This is a genomic window from Paenibacillus sp. FSL P4-0338 (assembly GCF_038002365.1).
Taxonomy (GTDB): Bacteria; Bacillota; Bacilli; order Paenibacillales; family Paenibacillaceae; genus Paenibacillus_AQ.
Genome location: NZ_JBBOCG010000001.1, coordinates 2,221,610 through 2,237,759, shown reverse-complemented (window position 1 = coordinate 2,237,759; position 16,150 = coordinate 2,221,610). Strand labels below are relative to the sequence as shown.

The window sequence follows — 16,150 nt, the reverse complement described above, 5'->3', positions numbered from 1 at the left end:
AGATAGGGCTTATTTCTTATTGTAATAATATACAAATTCTAAGAGAATCAATGTATGTGAGATTGATATAAGAATCATTCATCGACATGGTTCGACTTAATGACGAATATGTTGTGAAAAAAATGACTTTATTTGTCGAAAATAAGCAGGGATTTGAACAAAGTTGTGGAATTCTTTTCATTATGATAGGTTTGGAAGGGGGATTACTATGGGTTTGCTGAACAGTGTCAGTTTTCAAAGATTACAAGGAGGCCTTGATGCCGCCACCAAACGACAAAGTGTTCTGGCTAATAATGTAGCAAATAATGATACACCAAATTTTAAACGTTCAGATGTTAGCTTTGAGAGCTTCCTGAGAGATCAGGAGGGCGGACTTAAAGCTACTCTGGGTGCGAAGGTTTCAGACTCCCGCCATTTCCGCTTCGGGACAGTAACCGGCATGCCGGCTGCTGTGGTCAGTACCGATGAGACTACATCTATGAATAACAACGGCAATAATGTGGATATGGATCGTGAACAGGCGCTGAGCGCCGAGAACCAGCTGAGATACAACTCTTATGTAGAACAGCTGAACAGTCAGATCACAATGATGCGTACAGTTGTACAGGGAGGGTAATAAATAATGAACTTTGGCAGCAGCTTTGGTATTAGCGCCTCGGCTTTAACCGCCCAGCGTCTGCGGATGGATGTGATCTCCTCCAATATCGCCAACGCCGAGACCACAAGAGCCTCCGTGGTGGACGGTAAAGCCGTACCTTACCGCCGTAAGCTCACAGTTCTGGAAACTACCCAGGCTGACAGCTTCGCGAATATACTCGGCTCCAAGATGAGCGGCGGCAATGATGGCGTCAAGGTGAAATCGATTATCGAGGATTCTTCTCCGCTCAAGCCCGTATATAATCCGAGCCATCCTGATGCGGACGCTGACGGTTATGTATATATGCCGAATGTGGATGTGACCAAGGAAATGGTGGACATGCTGTCTGCCTCGCGTTCTTACGAAGCGAATGTTACGATGCTGAACGCATCCAAATCCATGGTGACCAAGGCGCTTGAAATCGGCCGGTAAAATGAATTGACTGTCTAGGAGGAGAAGAATTGATACAGAATTTATTGATCGGGAACCAGGCGGTTCAGCCGCTCGCTATGAAGTCCGTAGCTGCAGAATCCTCAGCCGTGCAAGAGCCGGGACAGAGCTTCGGTTCATACCTGGAGAATGCGCTTAACCAGGTAGCAGATCAGGAAGAACAGGCGAAAGACATGAGTAACAAATTTGTACTGGGAGAGGTCAACATTGATGAGGCTATGATTTCGTCCCAACAGGCATTGCTGAGTTTGCAGTTGACTACACAAGTCCGGAACAAAGTAATTGAAGCCTATCAGGAAATTATGAGAACTCAAATCTAAATGATCCTAGCTACGTTTCGGATGGGGTGACACTGTGAATGAAAGATTGGCCCAGTACCGGGAGAAGATAACCCAGTATTGGAACAGATTCAGCGGTAAACAGAAGTTAATGTTTTTCTCCACTCTGTTTATTATCATTATAGTAATCGTAGTTACGACTATGCAGTTATCGAAGGTAGAATACGAGGTTGCTTTTCAGGACCTGGACAGTACCGATTCAGCGGGAGTTATGAGTTATTTGGATACATCAGGGGTGTCTTACCGTTTAAGCCCGGATGGCAAAAGTATCTCCGTTCCCAGCACGGATGCTGCACGTATCAAGATAGCTGTTGGTTCTCAGGGGATCGTTCAGCAAGGGTCAATCGGGTACAAGGTGTTCAATGAATCCTCGTCCATGATCGGCACTACAGACAGTGAATTCAATGTTAAATACAACAATGCGCTTAATGGTGAAGTTGAACAGCTGATGAGAAGGATGCAGGGGATTAAAGACGCCAAGGTTCTCATTACTCTGCCAAAGGAGACGGTATTCGCCTCACAGGAGGATCAGGAGAAAGCGCAGGCTTCCGTGGTGATGAGCTTTGATCCGGGATTCAGACCCTCCCAGGAGAATATTGACGGTTACTTCAATCTCGTGAAGACCGCTGTCCCGAATCTTCCCATCGACAACATTACGATCACTAACAACGAGGTGGAGCTGAAACCGACGGCCAAGGGCGGCCAGGCGGGGATCTCCAGCCAGGTTGAAGAGAACTTCGCACTCAAGAAGAAATTCGAAGATGATGTCAAGAAAGATGTCAAACAATTCCTGAGTACCCTGACAGGTCCCGACAAGGTCGATGTCCTGGTGTTCTCCAAGCTTAATTTCGATAAGGAGAACAGAAAGGAAGATGTTGTAGTACCGGTGGATGCTGAGAATATGAAGGGGATTGAGATCAGCTCGCAGATTATCAGCAAAACGTTCTCGGGCCAAGGGAACACATCCGGAGGAGTCGCGGGTACAGGGTCTGAAGATGTTGCAGGTTATCCTGCTGGGGCTGACACAGGTGCTTCTTCTTCTGAGGAATCATCGGAGACAAGGAACTTTGAAGTTACGAGAATCACCAAAGATATTATCGCAAGTCCATATACTGTAAAAGATTTAACCATAAATGTCGCGGTTGAACCACCTGCAGGACAAACAACTTTGGACGAGGCTACTTCAGGAGCGATACAAAACATTCTGGTCAACATTGTCCGCGCCTCGCTGGCAGATTCAGGTATTACTTATACAGACGCGGACCTGACCAAAAAAGTTTCGGTATTCTCGCAACAATTTGGAGGTGCCACTGCCGAGAATACATCCGGAGGACTGGCAACTTGGATGATCTGGGCCATCGGTGCGGCTGCTCTGCTGGTCGGTGCAGGCGGAGGTTATCTGATCTACCGCAGCCGCAAGAACAAGCAGGAGGAAGAGGTGGAAGAAGATATTCCGCTGCAGGTTCCTACCGAGTTCCCTTCAATTAATATGGATAGCGTGACGAATGAAAGTCAGGTCCGCAAGCAGCTGGAAAGTCTGGCGAAGAAGAAGCCGGATGAATTCGTAAATCTGCTCCGCACTTGGCTTGCTGAAGAACAGAGGTGAAGAGATGGCAAAAGCTAGCCAGCAGGGACTCAGCGGCCGTCAAAAGGCGGCGATCCTGCTTATCACACTAGGGCCTGAAGTATCGGCACAAATATTCAAGCATCTGCGGGATGAGGAAATCGAACAGCTGACGCTGGAAATTGCGAATGTACGCAAAGTGGACAGCGGGGAAAAAGAGTCGATCATGTCCGAATTCCATCAGATCTGTCTTGCACAGGAATATATCTCTCAGGGTGGTATCAACTACGCCAAGGAGATCCTTGAAAAGGCGCTCGGCTCGGCAAAGGCGCTCGAAGTGATCAACCGCCTGACAGCAACACTGCAGGTAAGACCCTTCGATTTTGCCCGCAAGGCAGATCCGAATCAGATTCTCAACTTCATCCAGAACGAGAATGTGCAGACCATTGCACTTGTACTCTCTTATCTGCAATTTGAACAAGCGGCCTCTATCCTGTCTTCTCTGCCTCAGGAGAAGCAGGCCGAGGTAGCCAGAAGAATAGCGATTATGGACAGCACCTCTCCAGAGGTCGTAACCCAGATCGAACGTGTGCTGGAACAGAAGCTGTCTGCTACAGTCACCCAGGATTATACGAATGCAGGCGGTATCGAATCGATTGTACAGATTCTAAACGGTGTTGACCGCGGTACAGAACGGACTATTCTCGATTCCTTGGAAATTCAGGACCCGGAGCTGGCCGAAGAAATCAAGAAGCGGATGTTCGTCTTCGAAGATATCGTCAATGTGGATAACCGTTCCATTCAGCGGATTATCAAGGATATCGACAACGCGGACTTGCAGCTTGCGCTCAAAGTGGCCAGCGAGGAAGTGCGGGATGTTATCTTCCGCAATATGTCTAAGCGTATGGCTGAGACCTTCCGCGAGGAAATGGAGTATATGGGACCCGTGCGGCTGCGTGATGTGGAAGAAGCACAGACCCGCATCGTAGGCACGATCCGCAGACTCGAAGAGTCTGGTGAAATTATCATCGCCCGTGGCGGAGGAGATGACATTATTGTCTAAGCTGATCAAACATTCTCAATATATTCCCGTAGATGTGCTGAAGCGTCTTGAACAGGCCAGACATCATGCAGGCCTGACTGAAGAGCCGGCTCCAGAAGAGCCTTCGGGTGAAGTCCACTACCAGGACCCCGCCAGGGAGGCAGCGGAGCAGTCCCGCAAGCAAATGCTGAAGGATGCTCAGGAGTTCGCGGAGAGTCAAGTCCGCAGCGCTTCCGAGGAAGCGGAGAATATTGTGGAATCAGCACGGACTGAAGCTGAAGAATGGTGGCGCGAGCGTAGAGAACAGGATGAGCTGCTGATCGAAGCCGTCAAATCCGAGGGCTATCAACAGGGGTATCAAGAAGGTCTGGCCCAAGCAGAGCAGGAGATGTCCCGGCGTCTCGCCGAGATGATGGACGAAGCGCAGACCGTGCTTCAGGAAGCGTACCGGGCAAGAGATGTAATTATTCAGGAGGCGGAGCCGTTTCTTGTAGAGCTAAGCTGTGATATTGCTGAGAAAATCGTGGACAAGCAACTCACCGTTGAACCGCAATTTGCGATGGATCTGATCCGTAAGAATCTGGCCCGCAAACGTGAGCAGGGGCTGATCTCACTCTGTGTGTCTCCTGCACAGTTTGCTTTTGTCAATGCGGCCCGTGAAGAACTCTCGCTTGCTGTGGACTCTCAGGCTGAGCTGCAGATTCTCCCGGATTCAACGGTCAGAGATCTGGGGTGTGTGATCCGGTCTTCCTTCGGCAGCATCGATGCCCGGGTTGATACCCAGCTTGCCGAAATTAAAAAAGAACTGCTAAGAATCGCTCTGGACTCAGATGAACACAGAAATGGGGACGACGATGCTTGACAGCAGAAGATACAAAGATCAGCTGCGTAACTTCGATCCGGTAAGGATTAACGGTAAGGTTACTCAGGTTATCGGGCTGATGGTGGAGTCGGAAGGGCCAGACGCCAGCATCGGTGATGTGTGTTATATCTATCCTGCCAAAGGAAGTAAGCCGCTTCAGGCAGAGGTTGTAGGGTTCCGTGATAACAAGGTGCTGTTAATGCCGCTTGGCGAACTGCAGGCTATCGGGCCTGGTTGTGATGTAGTGGGCACCGGCAAGCCGCTTAGCGTTCAAGTCGGCTCGGAGCTGCTCGGGAAGGTTCTCGACGGTCTGGGACAGCCGCTGGATGGTTCACTGATACCGGCCAGAATGCCGCACAGCTCCACCTTCAACATTCCGTCCAATCCGCTTAACCGCCCGCGGGTCGCCGAACCGATCAGCATTGGAGTCCGGGCTATTGATGGACTTTTGACTATCGGTAAGGGGCAACGTGTAGGGATTTTTGCCGGCTCGGGTGTGGGGAAGAGTACACTGATGGGCATGATTGCCCGAAACACCTCGGCAGATGTCAATGTGATTGCGCTGATCGGTGAACGGGGCAGAGAGGTGCTTGATTTCATTGAGCGCGATCTGGGACCCGAAGGTCTTCAGCGTTCGGTGGTCATTGTGGCCACTTCCGATCAGCCTGCACTGATCCGGATTAAGGGGGCGCTGATCGCCACTACGATTGCCGAGTACTTCCGCGACCGTGGTCTGAATGTCATGCTGATGATGGACTCGGTAACACGTTATGCGATGGCGCAGCGTGAGGTAGGGCTAGCAGTCGGCGAGCCTCCGGCGATGAGAGGGTATACACCTTCTGTATTCGCCAGTCTGCCTAAGCTGCTGGAACGTGCTGGGACGGGCCCTACAGGCTCAATCACCGCGTTCTACACGGTGCTGGTTGACGGTGACGATATGAACGAGCCGATAGCAGATGCTGTGCGCGGCATTCTGGACGGACATATTGTTCTGAACCGGAATATAGCCAATAAAGGACATTTTCCAGCGATCGACGTTCTCGCAAGCATCAGCCGGGTGATGAAGGATATCGCCCCGGAGGAGCAGATTGCAGCGGCCGAGAATGTGAAGCGCCTGATGGCGGTATATAAGGATTCCGAGGACCTGATTAACATCGGAGCCTACCAGAGGGGCTCTAACGCGCAAATCGATGAGTCGATGCATTACATCGACAGCATCTGGGATTTCACCAAGCAAAAGGTGAACGAGAAGGTAACCCTCAGCGAAGTGCAGCAGACTTTAATTTCACAGTTCTCGAGGAGTTGATTGATCATGAGATTCCATTATACTTTTCAAAAAGTGGTGGACTTGAAGGGTAACGAAAAAACACAGGCAGAGTGGATGCTCTCAAGCGCGCTCGGAGAACTGCAGGCACAGGAAAAAAGCCTTGATGAATTAACTGGTCAGCGCAGCACGCTGATGTTGTCCCTGCAAAGTGCAGCACAGCAGAAGACACCGATGGCTAAGCTTCGTGAAATGCAGGATTACGTGGATTATCTCGACAAATGCATTGCCCGTAAGCATTCCGACATTAGTAGGGCACATGTTGAGGTTCAGAATAAGCAGGATCACCTGAGTACGAAGGTTCTGGATGAGAAGGTATGGCTCAAAGCCAAAGACAAAGCACAAACCGCATTTCTGCAGAATATGAGTTTACGGGAACAAAACGAACTGGATGAGATGGCTACCGTCCGCTTCGCGATGAAATCCCTCTAACCCGGGAGGTTTCCGCTAGTGGCAAATAATCAGATGGAACTTGAAGATGAAGGGTCGGCAGGCAAATTAGAGCGTTTTTTGTTCTTGATGATTCCAATCATTTTCACGCTTGTACTGCTTGGGGTACTGCTCACCCTATTTAATATGGATATCCGCAATAACGTGTTGGCGATTGCCAACAAAATTCCTGTTATAGAGAAATGGGTGCCTGATCCGCCCGCGGACCCGGCAGCGCCGGGTGAAGCCGCAGAGGAGAATCCGCCCGCAGAGAGTAAAGAGCAGGCCGCGAGCTCCGCGAGCACGATCAAAGAACTCAAAGCTCAACTTACCGCTGGGGAGGAAAAACTGAAGAAGGCTGAAGAAGACAAGGCGGCGGAGACAACCAAGGCCGAAGCACTTCAAAAGCAGGTTGATGAGTTAAAGACCGCTGCTGAAACGGCCGCAGCCACCGAGGAAGAGGAAGATCCTTATCTGAAGAAAGTGACGGATCTGGCTAAGCTGTATGCCGGGATGAAGGCCTCCAAAGCGGCGCCGATTATGGAGAATTTGACTACCGATGAGATGGTTCAAATCTTCAGTGTGATGAACAATGCCAGCAAAACGGCCATCCTGGAAAAAATGGATGCCAAAAAAGCGGCAGATGTCTCCATAAAGCTAAAAGAAACCACAAATTCAACCGATATGGCTATTGCAGCCCTGCAATCCCGGCTAAAGCAGGAGGCTGGTACTGCTACTCCCAAGCCTTCAGCTAATCTGGATCAGGAGAAGCTAGGCCAGACCTTCACCAGCATGCCCGCTGCGGATGCGGCAGTGCTGCTTGGCTCCATGTACAGCCTGAGTCCGGATAAAGTCATCACGGTGCTGAATACGGTCAGTGACTCGGTCCGCTCCTCCATTTTGGGGGAGATGACCAAGAAAGACAGCAAGCAGACAGCCAAAATTGTCAACCGTCTGATGGGCGGGAAATAACTTTTGAAGGGAGGTGAAAAAGATGAGTATTATTCTACAAACCTTAACCGCAGGCAATCTGGCTGCTTCCGGCGGAACAACGCAGGGGACAACCGGGACAGTTAACCCGTCGATGCCATTTGCCCAGACGCTTGTGCAGAGCATGGGGGGAGTTACGACTGCCAAAGGCACTGAGACTCCCGTAGCCGGTAATTTAGCTTCATTATTGCAGGGACTCCTCAGTGCTGTTCAGGCTAAGGGAGAAGAGGCAGGCAGTACAGATGTTAAGCAAACGAAGCTGCTGGAAGGTCTTGTGCAGGATATAGAGAAGCTTGACACCAGTCTGGAGGCTGATCCGGCACTAATTGCTGCGCTTCAAAGTTGGCTGCTTCAAGTATCTGCTCTTGTGTCCGGCAATCCCTCTCCAGGTTCACAGGATGCCTCAGCTACTGTTGCTGACACATCCATCAGCTTGTCGCCACTTGCCAAGAACCCTGAAACCCTGCGCTTTGCCATTCAAGATGAACTGAACAGCCTGGTTCAACGGGTTCAGATAGCAGCTGTCAGCGGGGATCAGGAGACTGCTGCCAAAGGAGCTGCGCTTCTAAATCAATTCTCAGCTATTATGGCGGAGAGTGCACCTGTTAATCACAAGTCCATGGCTAACAAGACTCCAGCAGTTGTTGATGCTCCAGCGGTGTCGCTTAAGCAGGCAACGGAAAGCGAGCCTAGGGTGGGAATGTATAGCAAGGGAGATTTGGCAACGGATGTCCGTAGGTTATTGGGGGCTTCAGCGAGCACAGGTTCCATGTTGAATGCAGCAGCTGTGGCTGGCAATTCCGAAGCTGTAACTGCACCTGAGGGTTCCACTCCTATTGCCGCGGTAGTGACTGCCACATTGAAGGAGACAGTGTCTGCCGAAGATCCTTTACTATCTGGAGAAGGGACGACTCAGGAGCCGGAGGTTGTAACGGCCGGCCAATTATCGCTGCGGCACGGAATTACTGCACCGCTGAAGGCGGAAGCCGCGCCAGTGCCGGTCCAGCAATTCGCCCAGGAGATGAACACCTTCATCAGCGGTAAGCTTGAGATTGTCAAGAAGGGCGGAGTGGCTGAAGCTACGATCACCTTATTCCCAGAGAATCTTGGACAAGTGGATGTGAAGATTACCATGCAAAACGGAAATCTGGTGGCACAGTTCATGACCCAGCATGCCGGAACCAAGGATATGCTTGAGCAGCAGATGAGCCAGCTTCGATTGGCATTGCAGTCCCAGGGACTTCAGGTAGAGCGCCTCGAAGTGACGCAGAACAACAACTCCCCTCAGTCACAGTGGACCGGAGGGCAGGGTCAGCAGGCAGGCGCGGGCGGACAGCAGCAAGGCAGACGTTCGCGGGATCACCAGGAAGAATCAGCAGATGCCGTGCTCGCCGCAGAGCTTAATGGCGAATGGAAGGATTGGGTTTCTGCTACTCAGCAGGATACCAACCAGAGCGGCGGATTCTCAACCAAGATTTGATGAACAGAACAAGCGAGGTGAAATAATATGGCAACGAATCCCGTGTCTAACAGCAACCAGTGGAATTATGTAGCGAATGATAAGACACCCAAGACCACAGGTACCTCTACACTGGGCAAGGATCAGTTCTTGAAAATACTGATTACCCAGCTGCAGAACCAGGACCCGATGCAGCCGATGGAGGATAAGGAATTCATCGCTCAAATGGCTCAATTCTCATCTGTAGAGCAGCTTATGAACATATCCACCCAGCTTACAGCACTGAATCAGTCCCTTGGCTCGGTGTCAGGATTGATCGGGAAGGATATCACCTGGACGGATGCTGAGACGAAATTGCCGAAATCGGGCAATGTTGAATCGATTGTTGTCAGCAGCGGGGTACAATACGCAGTGGTAGGCAAGGAGCGTATTGCTCTAACAGATATTACGCAAATTCAGAATGCTGGTACTACACCTCCAGCGGGCAGCGAGACTCCAGCGGCTAGCGAGAGTCCAGCAACCAGTGAGACTCCGGCAGCCAGTGAGACTGCGACAAACGGGGAGAGCGGGGAGACATCATGAGTGACAGAATAACTATCGGACAATTATATCCGGCAGCTGTACATCCTTCCGCCTTGCAGCGTCAGCAATCTGTTAAGGGCTCCTCAAGTCCTGAAGCGTCGTTCGAGAGTGTGCTGCAGAAGAATATCCTGAAGTTCAGTAACCATGCAGCTAAACGCCTGGAGCAGCGGGGAATCGAGCTTGGCAGCCGCCAACTGGATCAGATCTCCACTGCGGTAGACAAAGCAGCCGCCAAGGGCAGCAAAGAATCTCTGATTCTTATGAAGGATATGGCACTTATTGTTAGTGTGAAGAACCGGACAGTTGTTACAGCGATGGATGGCAATTCAATGAAGGACAATGTATTCACGCAGATTGACAGTGCAGTAATTATATCTTGACATCGGCTGGTCCTTACTGGAGAGCCGATAGTGGCTGCCGACCGACTGACGCGGCCACCACTCCAGCTTCATCTTTCAATTCTTAAGAGTCAGAAGACTCTATAACCGGGAGGACGATTAATAATGTTAAGATCTATGTACTCAGGGGTTTCAGGTATGCGCGGATTCCAGACCAAGCTTGATGTCATTGGTAACAATATTGCGAATGTCAATACCATCGGCTTCAAGTCTGGACGCGTGATGTTCAAGGATATTATGAGCCAGACTGTCTCCGGGGTTACAGCACCTGGGGAAGAGGGACAAGGCGGTGTCAACGCCAAGCAGATCGGTCTTGGAGTGAGTATCGGTTCAATTGATACCCTGCACACCGGTGGTAGTGCAATGACTACCAATAACCCTACAGATTTGCGGATTGAAGGAGACGGATTCTTTCTGGTGAAGCTTTCGGGTGATCAGGAGATTCCATTCCTAACCCGTGCCGGAGATTTCCATGTGGACGCCAGCCGTAATCTGATTACATCGGATGGCCTGCATGTCGTTGACTCCGGGGGCGCACCCATTCAACTCAGCGATGATGCAACGGGATTCTCCATCTCCAGTGACGGAACAATTGTGCAGACGATGGCGGACGGCACTACTGAATCCGGTGTTCAAATTGGTGTTGGCAAAGTCAGTAATCCGGGAGGGCTTGAGAAAATTGGCGGCAACCTGTACCGGATGACCTTAAATGCAAATGCTGAAGGGGCGTTGGAGCCGACGACTGCCAATAATGCAGAAGTGGGAACTGGTACCATCGTTCCAGGCCAACTGGAAATGTCCAATGTGGATCTGACCGGCGAGTTTACAGAAATGATTGTTACCCAGCGTGGATTCCAGGCGAATTCGCGGATTATCACCACTTCCGATGAAGTATTACAGGAAGTAGTTAATCTGAAGCGTTAAGCCTGAACCGTAATATGTAATTTGCTGAATAATAACGTTTTGCCCGCAGCGGAAATGTTATTACAGTCGTGGGGGAGGATCTCCTCCCCCTATTTAGGTTAGGAGGCCTGTCATGATTTCGGTAACAAGATTGAACGGGGCGGGGATGTGGCTGAATGCCCTGCTGGTTGAAATGGTTGAAGAATCACCGGACACGTATATTACGCTGGTAACCGGCAAAAGACTGATCGTGCTTGAAAAAGCCGATGAAGTCATTAGCAAGATTAAGGAATATAACAGGGACATAGGCACACACGCTGCCACCATTAAAGTCCAGTCAATGGAGGAGCTTTCATGAAAAAGATGCTGCCATGGCTCATCACGATATTGCTGGCCGTTACACTTATCGTAGTCGCTGCATTCTTACTAATGGACAAAATTTTCCCAGGTGATGGGAATGAAGTGAGCAAGGCTGTCCAGAACGTGGAGACGAAGAAGATGACTGCTGATCAAATTGTTGAGATGACAGCCGAAATCAAAGATATCAAAACTAATCTTGCCGATCCCGATTACATCCTTTCAGTTGACATCGCGCTTCAATTAGATTCGGCGTCGTCCAAGGAAGAATTCGAAAAGATAAAATCTATTAAAATAACACCGCTGATTATCAAAGCGATTGCCGATGCCAAACCCGAGGAGTTGAATGGGGCCAGCGGCAAAGATCAGTTCAGCAGCAAACTGGTGAATATCATCAATAAGAACCTGACAGAAGGTTCCATCACCCAGATTGAATTCACCAAATTCATACTGGCATCTATGTAGCTGCAGGCGGGTCTATTCTTTGATGGGGGGGTGATTGAATTGGTTGATGTACTATCACAAAACGAAATTGATGCTCTGCTTGCTGCACTTTCATCCGGTGAAATGGATGCCGACGAACTTAAAAAAGAAGAAACCACTAAAAAGATCCGCTCTTATGATTTCAAACGGGCCGTGCGTTTCTCCAAAGATCATATCCGCAGCCTTACCCGGATTCATGATAACTTTGCCCGCTATCTTACAACGTACTTTTCGGCCCAATTGCGCACCTTCGTGCAGATCAATGTCGTTCAAGTAGAGCAGCTCCCTTATGACGAGTTTATCCGCTCCATTCCCAAAATGACGATATTGAATATTTTTGAGGCCGAGCCGCTGGAGGGCCGGATGGTGATGGAGGTGCATCCGAATATTGCTTTTGCCATGCTGGACCGTCTGCTTGGCGGCTTCGGAACGGCACCCTCCAAAATCAATGCGTTGACTGAAATCGAAACGACCATTATGGAGAGGATTTTCAGCAGATGCTTTGAAAGTCTGCAGGAAGCCTGGAAGACAGTGCTTGATATCCATCCCAGGATGGAGGCGCTGGAAACGAATCCGCAGTTTATGCAAATTGTATCGCCAAATGAAACGATTGCCCTGATCTCCCTCAGTACCAAAATAGGAGACACGACGGGGATGATCAACCTTTGTATCCCGCACGTTGTGCTGGAGCCGATTATGTCAAGGCTCTCGGTGCACCAGTGGTTTGTCTCCGAGAAAAAGGTGCGGGATGAGGTAGAGCTCGAAGCCATCCGGGCACGGGTTCACCGGGCGCAGCTTCCAATCGTGGCGGAGCTTGGCGAATCGAATTTATCCATTGCTGAATTTCTCGGGCTCAGCATCGGCGACGTGATTTCTCTTAACAAGACGGTGGATTCCGGTCTGTCGATTAAGGTGGGGGACAAGCTGAAATTCATTGGAAGTCCGGGGATGATCAAAGAACGTGTGGCTGTGCAAATAGACGAGATTGTCAGCGAAGGGGTTGAAGAGTTTGACGAGTAAAGATTATTTGTCCCAGGAAGAGATAGATGCTCTTCTTAGACAGTCTGCGGAAGGCAACTTGGCTCCTTCACCGAAGACCGTGGATGATTACTTAACACCTTTTGAACAGGATGCACTGGGAGAAATTGGGAATATCACCTTCGGAAGTGCGGCAACCGCACTCTCCACCCTACTGGGTAAGAAGGTAGACATTACTACCCCTAAGGTTTCCATTATTACACGCGGAGAGTTCGAGGAAGCCTTTCCCAAACCTCATGTGGCTGTTCACGTACAGTATGTCGACGGTTTCCAGGGCATCAATTCTCTGGTTATCAAGATCAGGGATGCACAGGTCATTGCCGACTTGATGCTCGGTGGGGAAGGAGATCCTAAGGACGAGGAACTGAATGAGATTCATATCAGTGCCGTGCAGGAAGCGATGAACCAGATGATGGGTTCGTCCGCTACCTCAATGTCAACGATCTTCAACAGATTCGTCAATATTTCTCCGCCAGGCATTGACATTCTTAACATGTCGAGCGGAGAAGGTGTAGGAAGCCTGCCGGATGATGAGACGCTAATCCAGATTTCCTTCCGCCTCAAGATCGGCGATCTGATTGATTCCACCATTATGCAGCTGCTGCCTGTACAATTCGCCAAGGATATGGTGACCATGCTGCTAGGCGATGTCAGCCAGGCTGACCAGGAAGCGGCCGTCTCCTCTGCGGAAGCAACACCGCCTCCGGCTGCGGCAGCCGCACCAGCGCCTGCACCGGAACCGGCACAGGCTCCGCCTACAGCTCAGCAGCAAATGCCAGCGCCGGAGGCGGGAGGGTACCCTCCGCAATATCCGCCGCAGGGCCAGGGAATGCCGCCTTATCCGGGAATGCCGGAAGGGGGATATTATTATCCTCCGGCAGGGATGCCGGCGTATGGGATGCAGGGCATGCCGCCTTACGGAATGCCGCCGCAGGGCATGCCCTATCCGCAGCCTCAGGCGCAGAATCCTGCACAGGGCCGTAATGTAAATGTGCAGCCTGTGCAATTTGCGAATCTGAGTGCAGGGGCTTTTGGCAATATTGACGAAAATAATTTAAATTTATTGATGGACATACCACTGAAGGTAACCGTAGAATTAGGAAGGACCCAGAAGCAGATTAAAGATATTCTGGAAATGTCGCAAGGTTCAATTATTGAACTGGACAAGCTGGCAGGTGAGCCTGTTGACATTCTGGTTAACAACAAGCTCATTGCCAAGGGGGAAGTCGTAGTTATCGACGAGAACTTCGGTGTCCGCGTTACGGATATCGTCAGCCAGTGGGACCGTATACAAAAATTACAATAAGCATACTTAGGGAGGATTTTGTAAAAATGGCTAACCGAATTCTAATCGTGGACGATGCAGCATTTATGAGAATGATGATCCGGGACATTTTGTCGAAAAACGGATTTGAGGTAGTGGGTGAAGCCCAGGACGGTTCACAGGCTATAGAGAAATTTAAGGAACTGCGTCCGGATCTGATCACGATGGATATCACCATGCCTGAAATGGACGGAATTGCCGCCCTTAAGGAAATCAAAAAAGTAGATGCCAATGCCAAAGTCATTATGTGTTCAGCCATGGGTCAGCAGGCTATGGTTATTGATGCAATCCAGGCCGGTGCCAAAGACTTTATTGTGAAGCCGTTCCAGGCAGACCGTGTCATTGAAGCCATCAACAAAACGCTGGGTATATAGGAACGAGGTATGTTATTTGCTTCCGGAACGCTCGGAGACAGTAGTAATGCCCTGCTGAATTTATTGAAGGTTGTTTTTTTTCTGGCAGTCATTGTTATTCTTATCGTGCTGCTGATCCGTTTTCTGGGACGCCGCAATCAGACTCTGATGAGCGGCCGTTCCATCCGTACGCTGGGTGCGCTGGGGCTGGGTCCGAATAAGTCGATTCAGGTCATTGAGCTGGGCGGCAGCCTCTATCTGATCGGAGTGGGCGAGGACATCACTATGATGGATAAGATCACCGATCCGGCAGAGGTGGCGCTGATTATATCCGCTTTTGAAGACCAGGCCTCAGGAACAGACAACTTCATTGCACCGCTTATCGCCAAAATCAAGTCCAAGCTGCGCGGTGAGGTGCCGTCCCAGGAAATTGAGATTCATGAGACTTCGTCTTTCTATGAGACGCTGCAATCCAAGCTTGCCCTGGCGCCAGAGCGCAAGGAGAAGCTGGAGGAACTGCGCAGGGATGAGGATCTCAGGAAAGAGTCGGAGGATTTATGAAAAAAAAGCTGATTCTTTCTTTTTTGTTGCTTGGTATTTTCAGTGTGCTGCTCCTGCATCCGGTTCATGCTGACCCGATTCCTAATATCAATATCTCGGTGGGAGACAATGATGCTCCAAGCGGGGGTACGAGCTCCATCTCTATCCTGCTGCTGGTAACGGTGCTTAGCATTGCTCCTTCATTCCTGGTGCTGATGACCAGCTTCACGCGGATTGTGATCGTACTGGGGTTCGTGAGAACCTCACTGGGTACACAGCAGATGCCACCGAACCAGGTGCTGGTAGGACTGGCTCTGTTCCTAACCTTGTTCATTATGTCGCCGACACTGGCAACTGTGAACGAGACGGCCTTACAGCCCTATATGAAGGGCACTCTGACCCAGAGCGAAGCTCTGAACAAAGCGCAGGAGCCGATTAAGGAATTTATGTTCAAGCAGACGAATACGAAGGACCTGCTGCTGTTCATGAACTATACCGGCAATAACGCTACAGTGAAGCCAGCCAGCTATAATGATATTCCTTTAACAGTAATGGTACCTGCTTTTGCAATCGGCGAGATGAAAAAGGCGTTTACCATGGGCTTTATGATTTTTATTCCTTTTCTTATTATTGATATTGTGGTGTCCAGCACCCTGATGGCCATGGGGATGATGATGCTGCCGCCGGTAATGATATCGTTGCCTTTCAAAATTATGCTCTTTGTGCTGGTGGACGGCTGGTACCTAGTAGTCAAATCACTGCTGCTGAGTTTTAACACCTGACTTGTAAGAGGAGGTACATGGGATGAATGCGGAGTTTATTATCGGCCTGGCCGGCCAAGCCGTATATTTAGTGCTGGAGACCAGCGCCCCCATGCTGATTCTTGGTCTGGTGGTAGGACTGATCGTCAGTATTTTTCAAGCCACAACCCAGATTCAGGAGCAGACCCTGGCGTTTGTTCCCAAAATCGTTGCCGTACTGCTTGCTTTACTGCTGTTCGGTCCGTGGATTATAACGAAGCTGGTGGATTTCACCAGCCAAATTCTGGGCAGTCTCTATATGTATATCGGTTGAGTC

The 16,150-nt window shown here is 50.1% G+C and carries 21 protein-coding genes; all 21 read left to right on the top strand.

The genetic code is table 11. The features are described 5' to 3' along the window. The first annotated feature begins 208 nt into the window (after positions 1 to 208). The 21 genes from flgB to fliQ all read left to right on the top strand — a co-directional run bounded on the left by flgB (position 209) and on the right by fliQ (position 16,147). Complete coding sequence (flgB, locus tag MKZ07_RS09825) at positions 209 to 616, top strand: flagellar basal body rod protein FlgB (RefSeq protein WP_036692479.1); 408 nt, start codon at positions 209 to 211, stop codon at positions 614 to 616. A 6-nt stretch (positions 617 to 622) separates the two neighbouring features. Then, positions 623 to 1,069, top strand: coding sequence for a flagellar basal body rod protein FlgC (flgC, locus tag MKZ07_RS09820; protein ID WP_036692480.1), 447 nt, complete (start codon positions 623 to 625; stop codon positions 1,067 to 1,069). A 29-nt stretch (positions 1,070 to 1,098) separates the two neighbouring features. After that, a complete protein-coding gene (fliE, locus tag MKZ07_RS09815) occupies positions 1,099 to 1,407 on the top strand; it encodes a flagellar hook-basal body complex protein FliE (protein WP_036692482.1) in 309 nt (102 codons plus the stop codon). A 34-nt stretch (positions 1,408 to 1,441) separates the two neighbouring features. After that, on the top strand, positions 1,442 to 3,031 hold the full coding sequence (fliF, locus tag MKZ07_RS09810; protein WP_341025644.1) for a flagellar basal-body MS-ring/collar protein FliF: 1,590 nt from the start codon (positions 1,442 to 1,444) through the stop codon (positions 3,029 to 3,031). A gap of 4 nt (positions 3,032 to 3,035) precedes the next feature. Beyond that, positions 3,036 to 4,052 carry a flagellar motor switch protein FliG gene (fliG, locus tag MKZ07_RS09805; RefSeq protein WP_036692485.1) on the top strand — a complete coding sequence of 339 codons (1,017 nt, stop codon included), beginning with the start codon at positions 3,036 to 3,038 and terminating at the stop codon, positions 4,050 to 4,052. Next, positions 4,045 to 4,893: a FliH/SctL family protein gene (locus MKZ07_RS09800; RefSeq protein ID WP_036692487.1), complete on the top strand. Its 849-nt coding sequence runs from the start codon at positions 4,045 to 4,047 to the stop codon at positions 4,891 to 4,893. Before fliG ends, MKZ07_RS09800 begins: the two co-directional genes overlap by 8 nt. Continuing rightward, positions 4,886 to 6,199 (top strand): flagellar protein export ATPase FliI, encoded by a 1,314-nt coding sequence (gene fliI, locus MKZ07_RS09795; protein ID WP_036692488.1) that lies wholly within the window; start codon positions 4,886 to 4,888, stop codon positions 6,197 to 6,199. The genes MKZ07_RS09800 and fliI overlap by 8 nt, the downstream gene beginning before the upstream one ends. A gap of 6 nt (positions 6,200 to 6,205) precedes the next feature. Beyond that, positions 6,206 to 6,649, top strand: coding sequence for a flagellar export protein FliJ (gene fliJ / locus MKZ07_RS09790; protein ID WP_036692490.1), 444 nt, complete (start codon positions 6,206 to 6,208; stop codon positions 6,647 to 6,649). A gap of 18 nt (positions 6,650 to 6,667) precedes the next feature. Further along, positions 6,668 to 7,618, top strand: a complete 951-nt coding sequence (locus tag MKZ07_RS09785; RefSeq protein WP_235218363.1) for a MotE family protein — start codon at positions 6,668 to 6,670, stop codon at positions 7,616 to 7,618. A gap of 22 nt (positions 7,619 to 7,640) precedes the next feature. Beyond that, a complete protein-coding gene (locus MKZ07_RS09780) occupies positions 7,641 to 9,116 on the top strand; it encodes a flagellar hook-length control protein FliK (protein WP_036692491.1) in 1,476 nt (491 codons plus the stop codon). A 27-nt stretch (positions 9,117 to 9,143) separates the two neighbouring features. Further along, on the top strand, positions 9,144 to 9,677 hold the full coding sequence (locus MKZ07_RS09775) for a flagellar hook capping FlgD N-terminal domain-containing protein (protein WP_036692493.1): 534 nt from the start codon (positions 9,144 to 9,146) through the stop codon (positions 9,675 to 9,677). Then, on the top strand, positions 9,674 to 10,057 hold the full coding sequence (locus MKZ07_RS09770) for a TIGR02530 family flagellar biosynthesis protein (RefSeq protein ID WP_036692495.1): 384 nt from the start codon (positions 9,674 to 9,676) through the stop codon (positions 10,055 to 10,057). The genes MKZ07_RS09775 and MKZ07_RS09770 overlap by 4 nt, the downstream gene beginning before the upstream one ends. Before the next feature lie 123 nt (positions 10,058 to 10,180). Then, positions 10,181 to 10,999, top strand: a complete 819-nt coding sequence (gene flgG / locus MKZ07_RS09765) for a flagellar basal body rod protein FlgG (RefSeq protein WP_036692497.1) — start codon at positions 10,181 to 10,183, stop codon at positions 10,997 to 10,999. Positions 11,000 to 11,111: 112 nt separating this feature from the next. Further along, positions 11,112 to 11,336 carry a flagellar FlbD family protein gene (locus tag MKZ07_RS09760; RefSeq protein ID WP_036724671.1) on the top strand — a complete coding sequence of 75 codons (225 nt, stop codon included), beginning with the start codon at positions 11,112 to 11,114 and terminating at the stop codon, positions 11,334 to 11,336. Next, entirely contained in the window at positions 11,333 to 11,800 is a 468-nt protein-coding gene (locus tag MKZ07_RS09755) for a flagellar basal body-associated FliL family protein (protein ID WP_036692501.1), read from the top strand. Before MKZ07_RS09760 ends, MKZ07_RS09755 begins: the two co-directional genes overlap by 4 nt. A gap of 39 nt (positions 11,801 to 11,839) precedes the next feature. Next, entirely contained in the window at positions 11,840 to 12,838 is a 999-nt protein-coding gene (gene fliM, locus MKZ07_RS09750) for a flagellar motor switch protein FliM (protein ID WP_036692509.1), read from the top strand. Then, positions 12,828 to 14,162 carry a flagellar motor switch phosphatase FliY gene (fliY, locus tag MKZ07_RS09745; RefSeq protein WP_036692512.1) on the top strand — a complete coding sequence of 445 codons (1,335 nt, stop codon included), beginning with the start codon at positions 12,828 to 12,830 and terminating at the stop codon, positions 14,160 to 14,162. Before fliM ends, fliY begins: the two co-directional genes overlap by 11 nt. Positions 14,163 to 14,188: 26 nt before the next feature. Next, positions 14,189 to 14,554: a response regulator gene (locus MKZ07_RS09740; RefSeq protein WP_036692515.1), complete on the top strand. Its 366-nt coding sequence runs from the start codon at positions 14,189 to 14,191 to the stop codon at positions 14,552 to 14,554. Positions 14,555 to 14,563: 9 nt separating this feature from the next. After that, positions 14,564 to 15,094: a flagellar biosynthetic protein FliO gene (locus MKZ07_RS09735; protein WP_036692516.1), complete on the top strand. Its 531-nt coding sequence runs from the start codon at positions 14,564 to 14,566 to the stop codon at positions 15,092 to 15,094. After that, the gene (fliP, locus tag MKZ07_RS09730; RefSeq protein ID WP_036692519.1) at positions 15,091 to 15,855 is read left to right on the top strand and encodes a flagellar type III secretion system pore protein FliP; all 765 of its coding nucleotides are present in this window, start codon (positions 15,091 to 15,093) and stop codon (positions 15,853 to 15,855) included. Before MKZ07_RS09735 ends, fliP begins: the two co-directional genes overlap by 4 nt. 22 nt (positions 15,856 to 15,877) lie before the next feature. Continuing rightward, positions 15,878 to 16,147 carry a flagellar biosynthesis protein FliQ gene (gene fliQ, locus MKZ07_RS09725; protein ID WP_036692523.1) on the top strand — a complete coding sequence of 90 codons (270 nt, stop codon included), beginning with the start codon at positions 15,878 to 15,880 and terminating at the stop codon, positions 16,145 to 16,147. Positions 16,148 to 16,150: the final 3 nt, after the last annotated feature.

Coding starts and splice junctions, on each gene's coding strand:
- flgB (WP_036692479.1), top strand. CDS start 209: ATGGGTTTGCTGAACAGTGTCAGTTTTCAAAGATTACAAGGAGGCCTT.
- flgC (WP_036692480.1), top strand. CDS start 623: ATGAACTTTGGCAGCAGCTTTGGTATTAGCGCCTCGGCTTTAACCGCC.
- fliG (WP_036692485.1), top strand. CDS start 3,036: ATGGCAAAAGCTAGCCAGCAGGGACTCAGCGGCCGTCAAAAGGCGGCG.
- fliI (WP_036692488.1), top strand. CDS start 4,886: ATGCTTGACAGCAGAAGATACAAAGATCAGCTGCGTAACTTCGATCCG.
- fliJ (WP_036692490.1), top strand. CDS start 6,206: ATGAGATTCCATTATACTTTTCAAAAAGTGGTGGACTTGAAGGGTAAC.
- MKZ07_RS09780 (WP_036692491.1), top strand. CDS start 7,641: ATGAGTATTATTCTACAAACCTTAACCGCAGGCAATCTGGCTGCTTCC.
- MKZ07_RS09775 (WP_036692493.1), top strand. CDS start 9,144: ATGGCAACGAATCCCGTGTCTAACAGCAACCAGTGGAATTATGTAGCG.
- MKZ07_RS09770 (WP_036692495.1), top strand. CDS start 9,674: ATGAGTGACAGAATAACTATCGGACAATTATATCCGGCAGCTGTACAT.
- flgG (WP_036692497.1), top strand. CDS start 10,181: ATGTTAAGATCTATGTACTCAGGGGTTTCAGGTATGCGCGGATTCCAG.
- MKZ07_RS09760 (WP_036724671.1), top strand. CDS start 11,112: ATGATTTCGGTAACAAGATTGAACGGGGCGGGGATGTGGCTGAATGCC.
- MKZ07_RS09755 (WP_036692501.1), top strand. CDS start 11,333: ATGAAAAAGATGCTGCCATGGCTCATCACGATATTGCTGGCCGTTACA.
- MKZ07_RS09740 (WP_036692515.1), top strand. CDS start 14,189: ATGGCTAACCGAATTCTAATCGTGGACGATGCAGCATTTATGAGAATG.
- MKZ07_RS09735 (WP_036692516.1), top strand. CDS start 14,564: ATGTTATTTGCTTCCGGAACGCTCGGAGACAGTAGTAATGCCCTGCTG.
- fliP (WP_036692519.1), top strand. CDS start 15,091: ATGAAAAAAAAGCTGATTCTTTCTTTTTTGTTGCTTGGTATTTTCAGT.
- fliQ (WP_036692523.1), top strand. CDS start 15,878: ATGAATGCGGAGTTTATTATCGGCCTGGCCGGCCAAGCCGTATATTTA.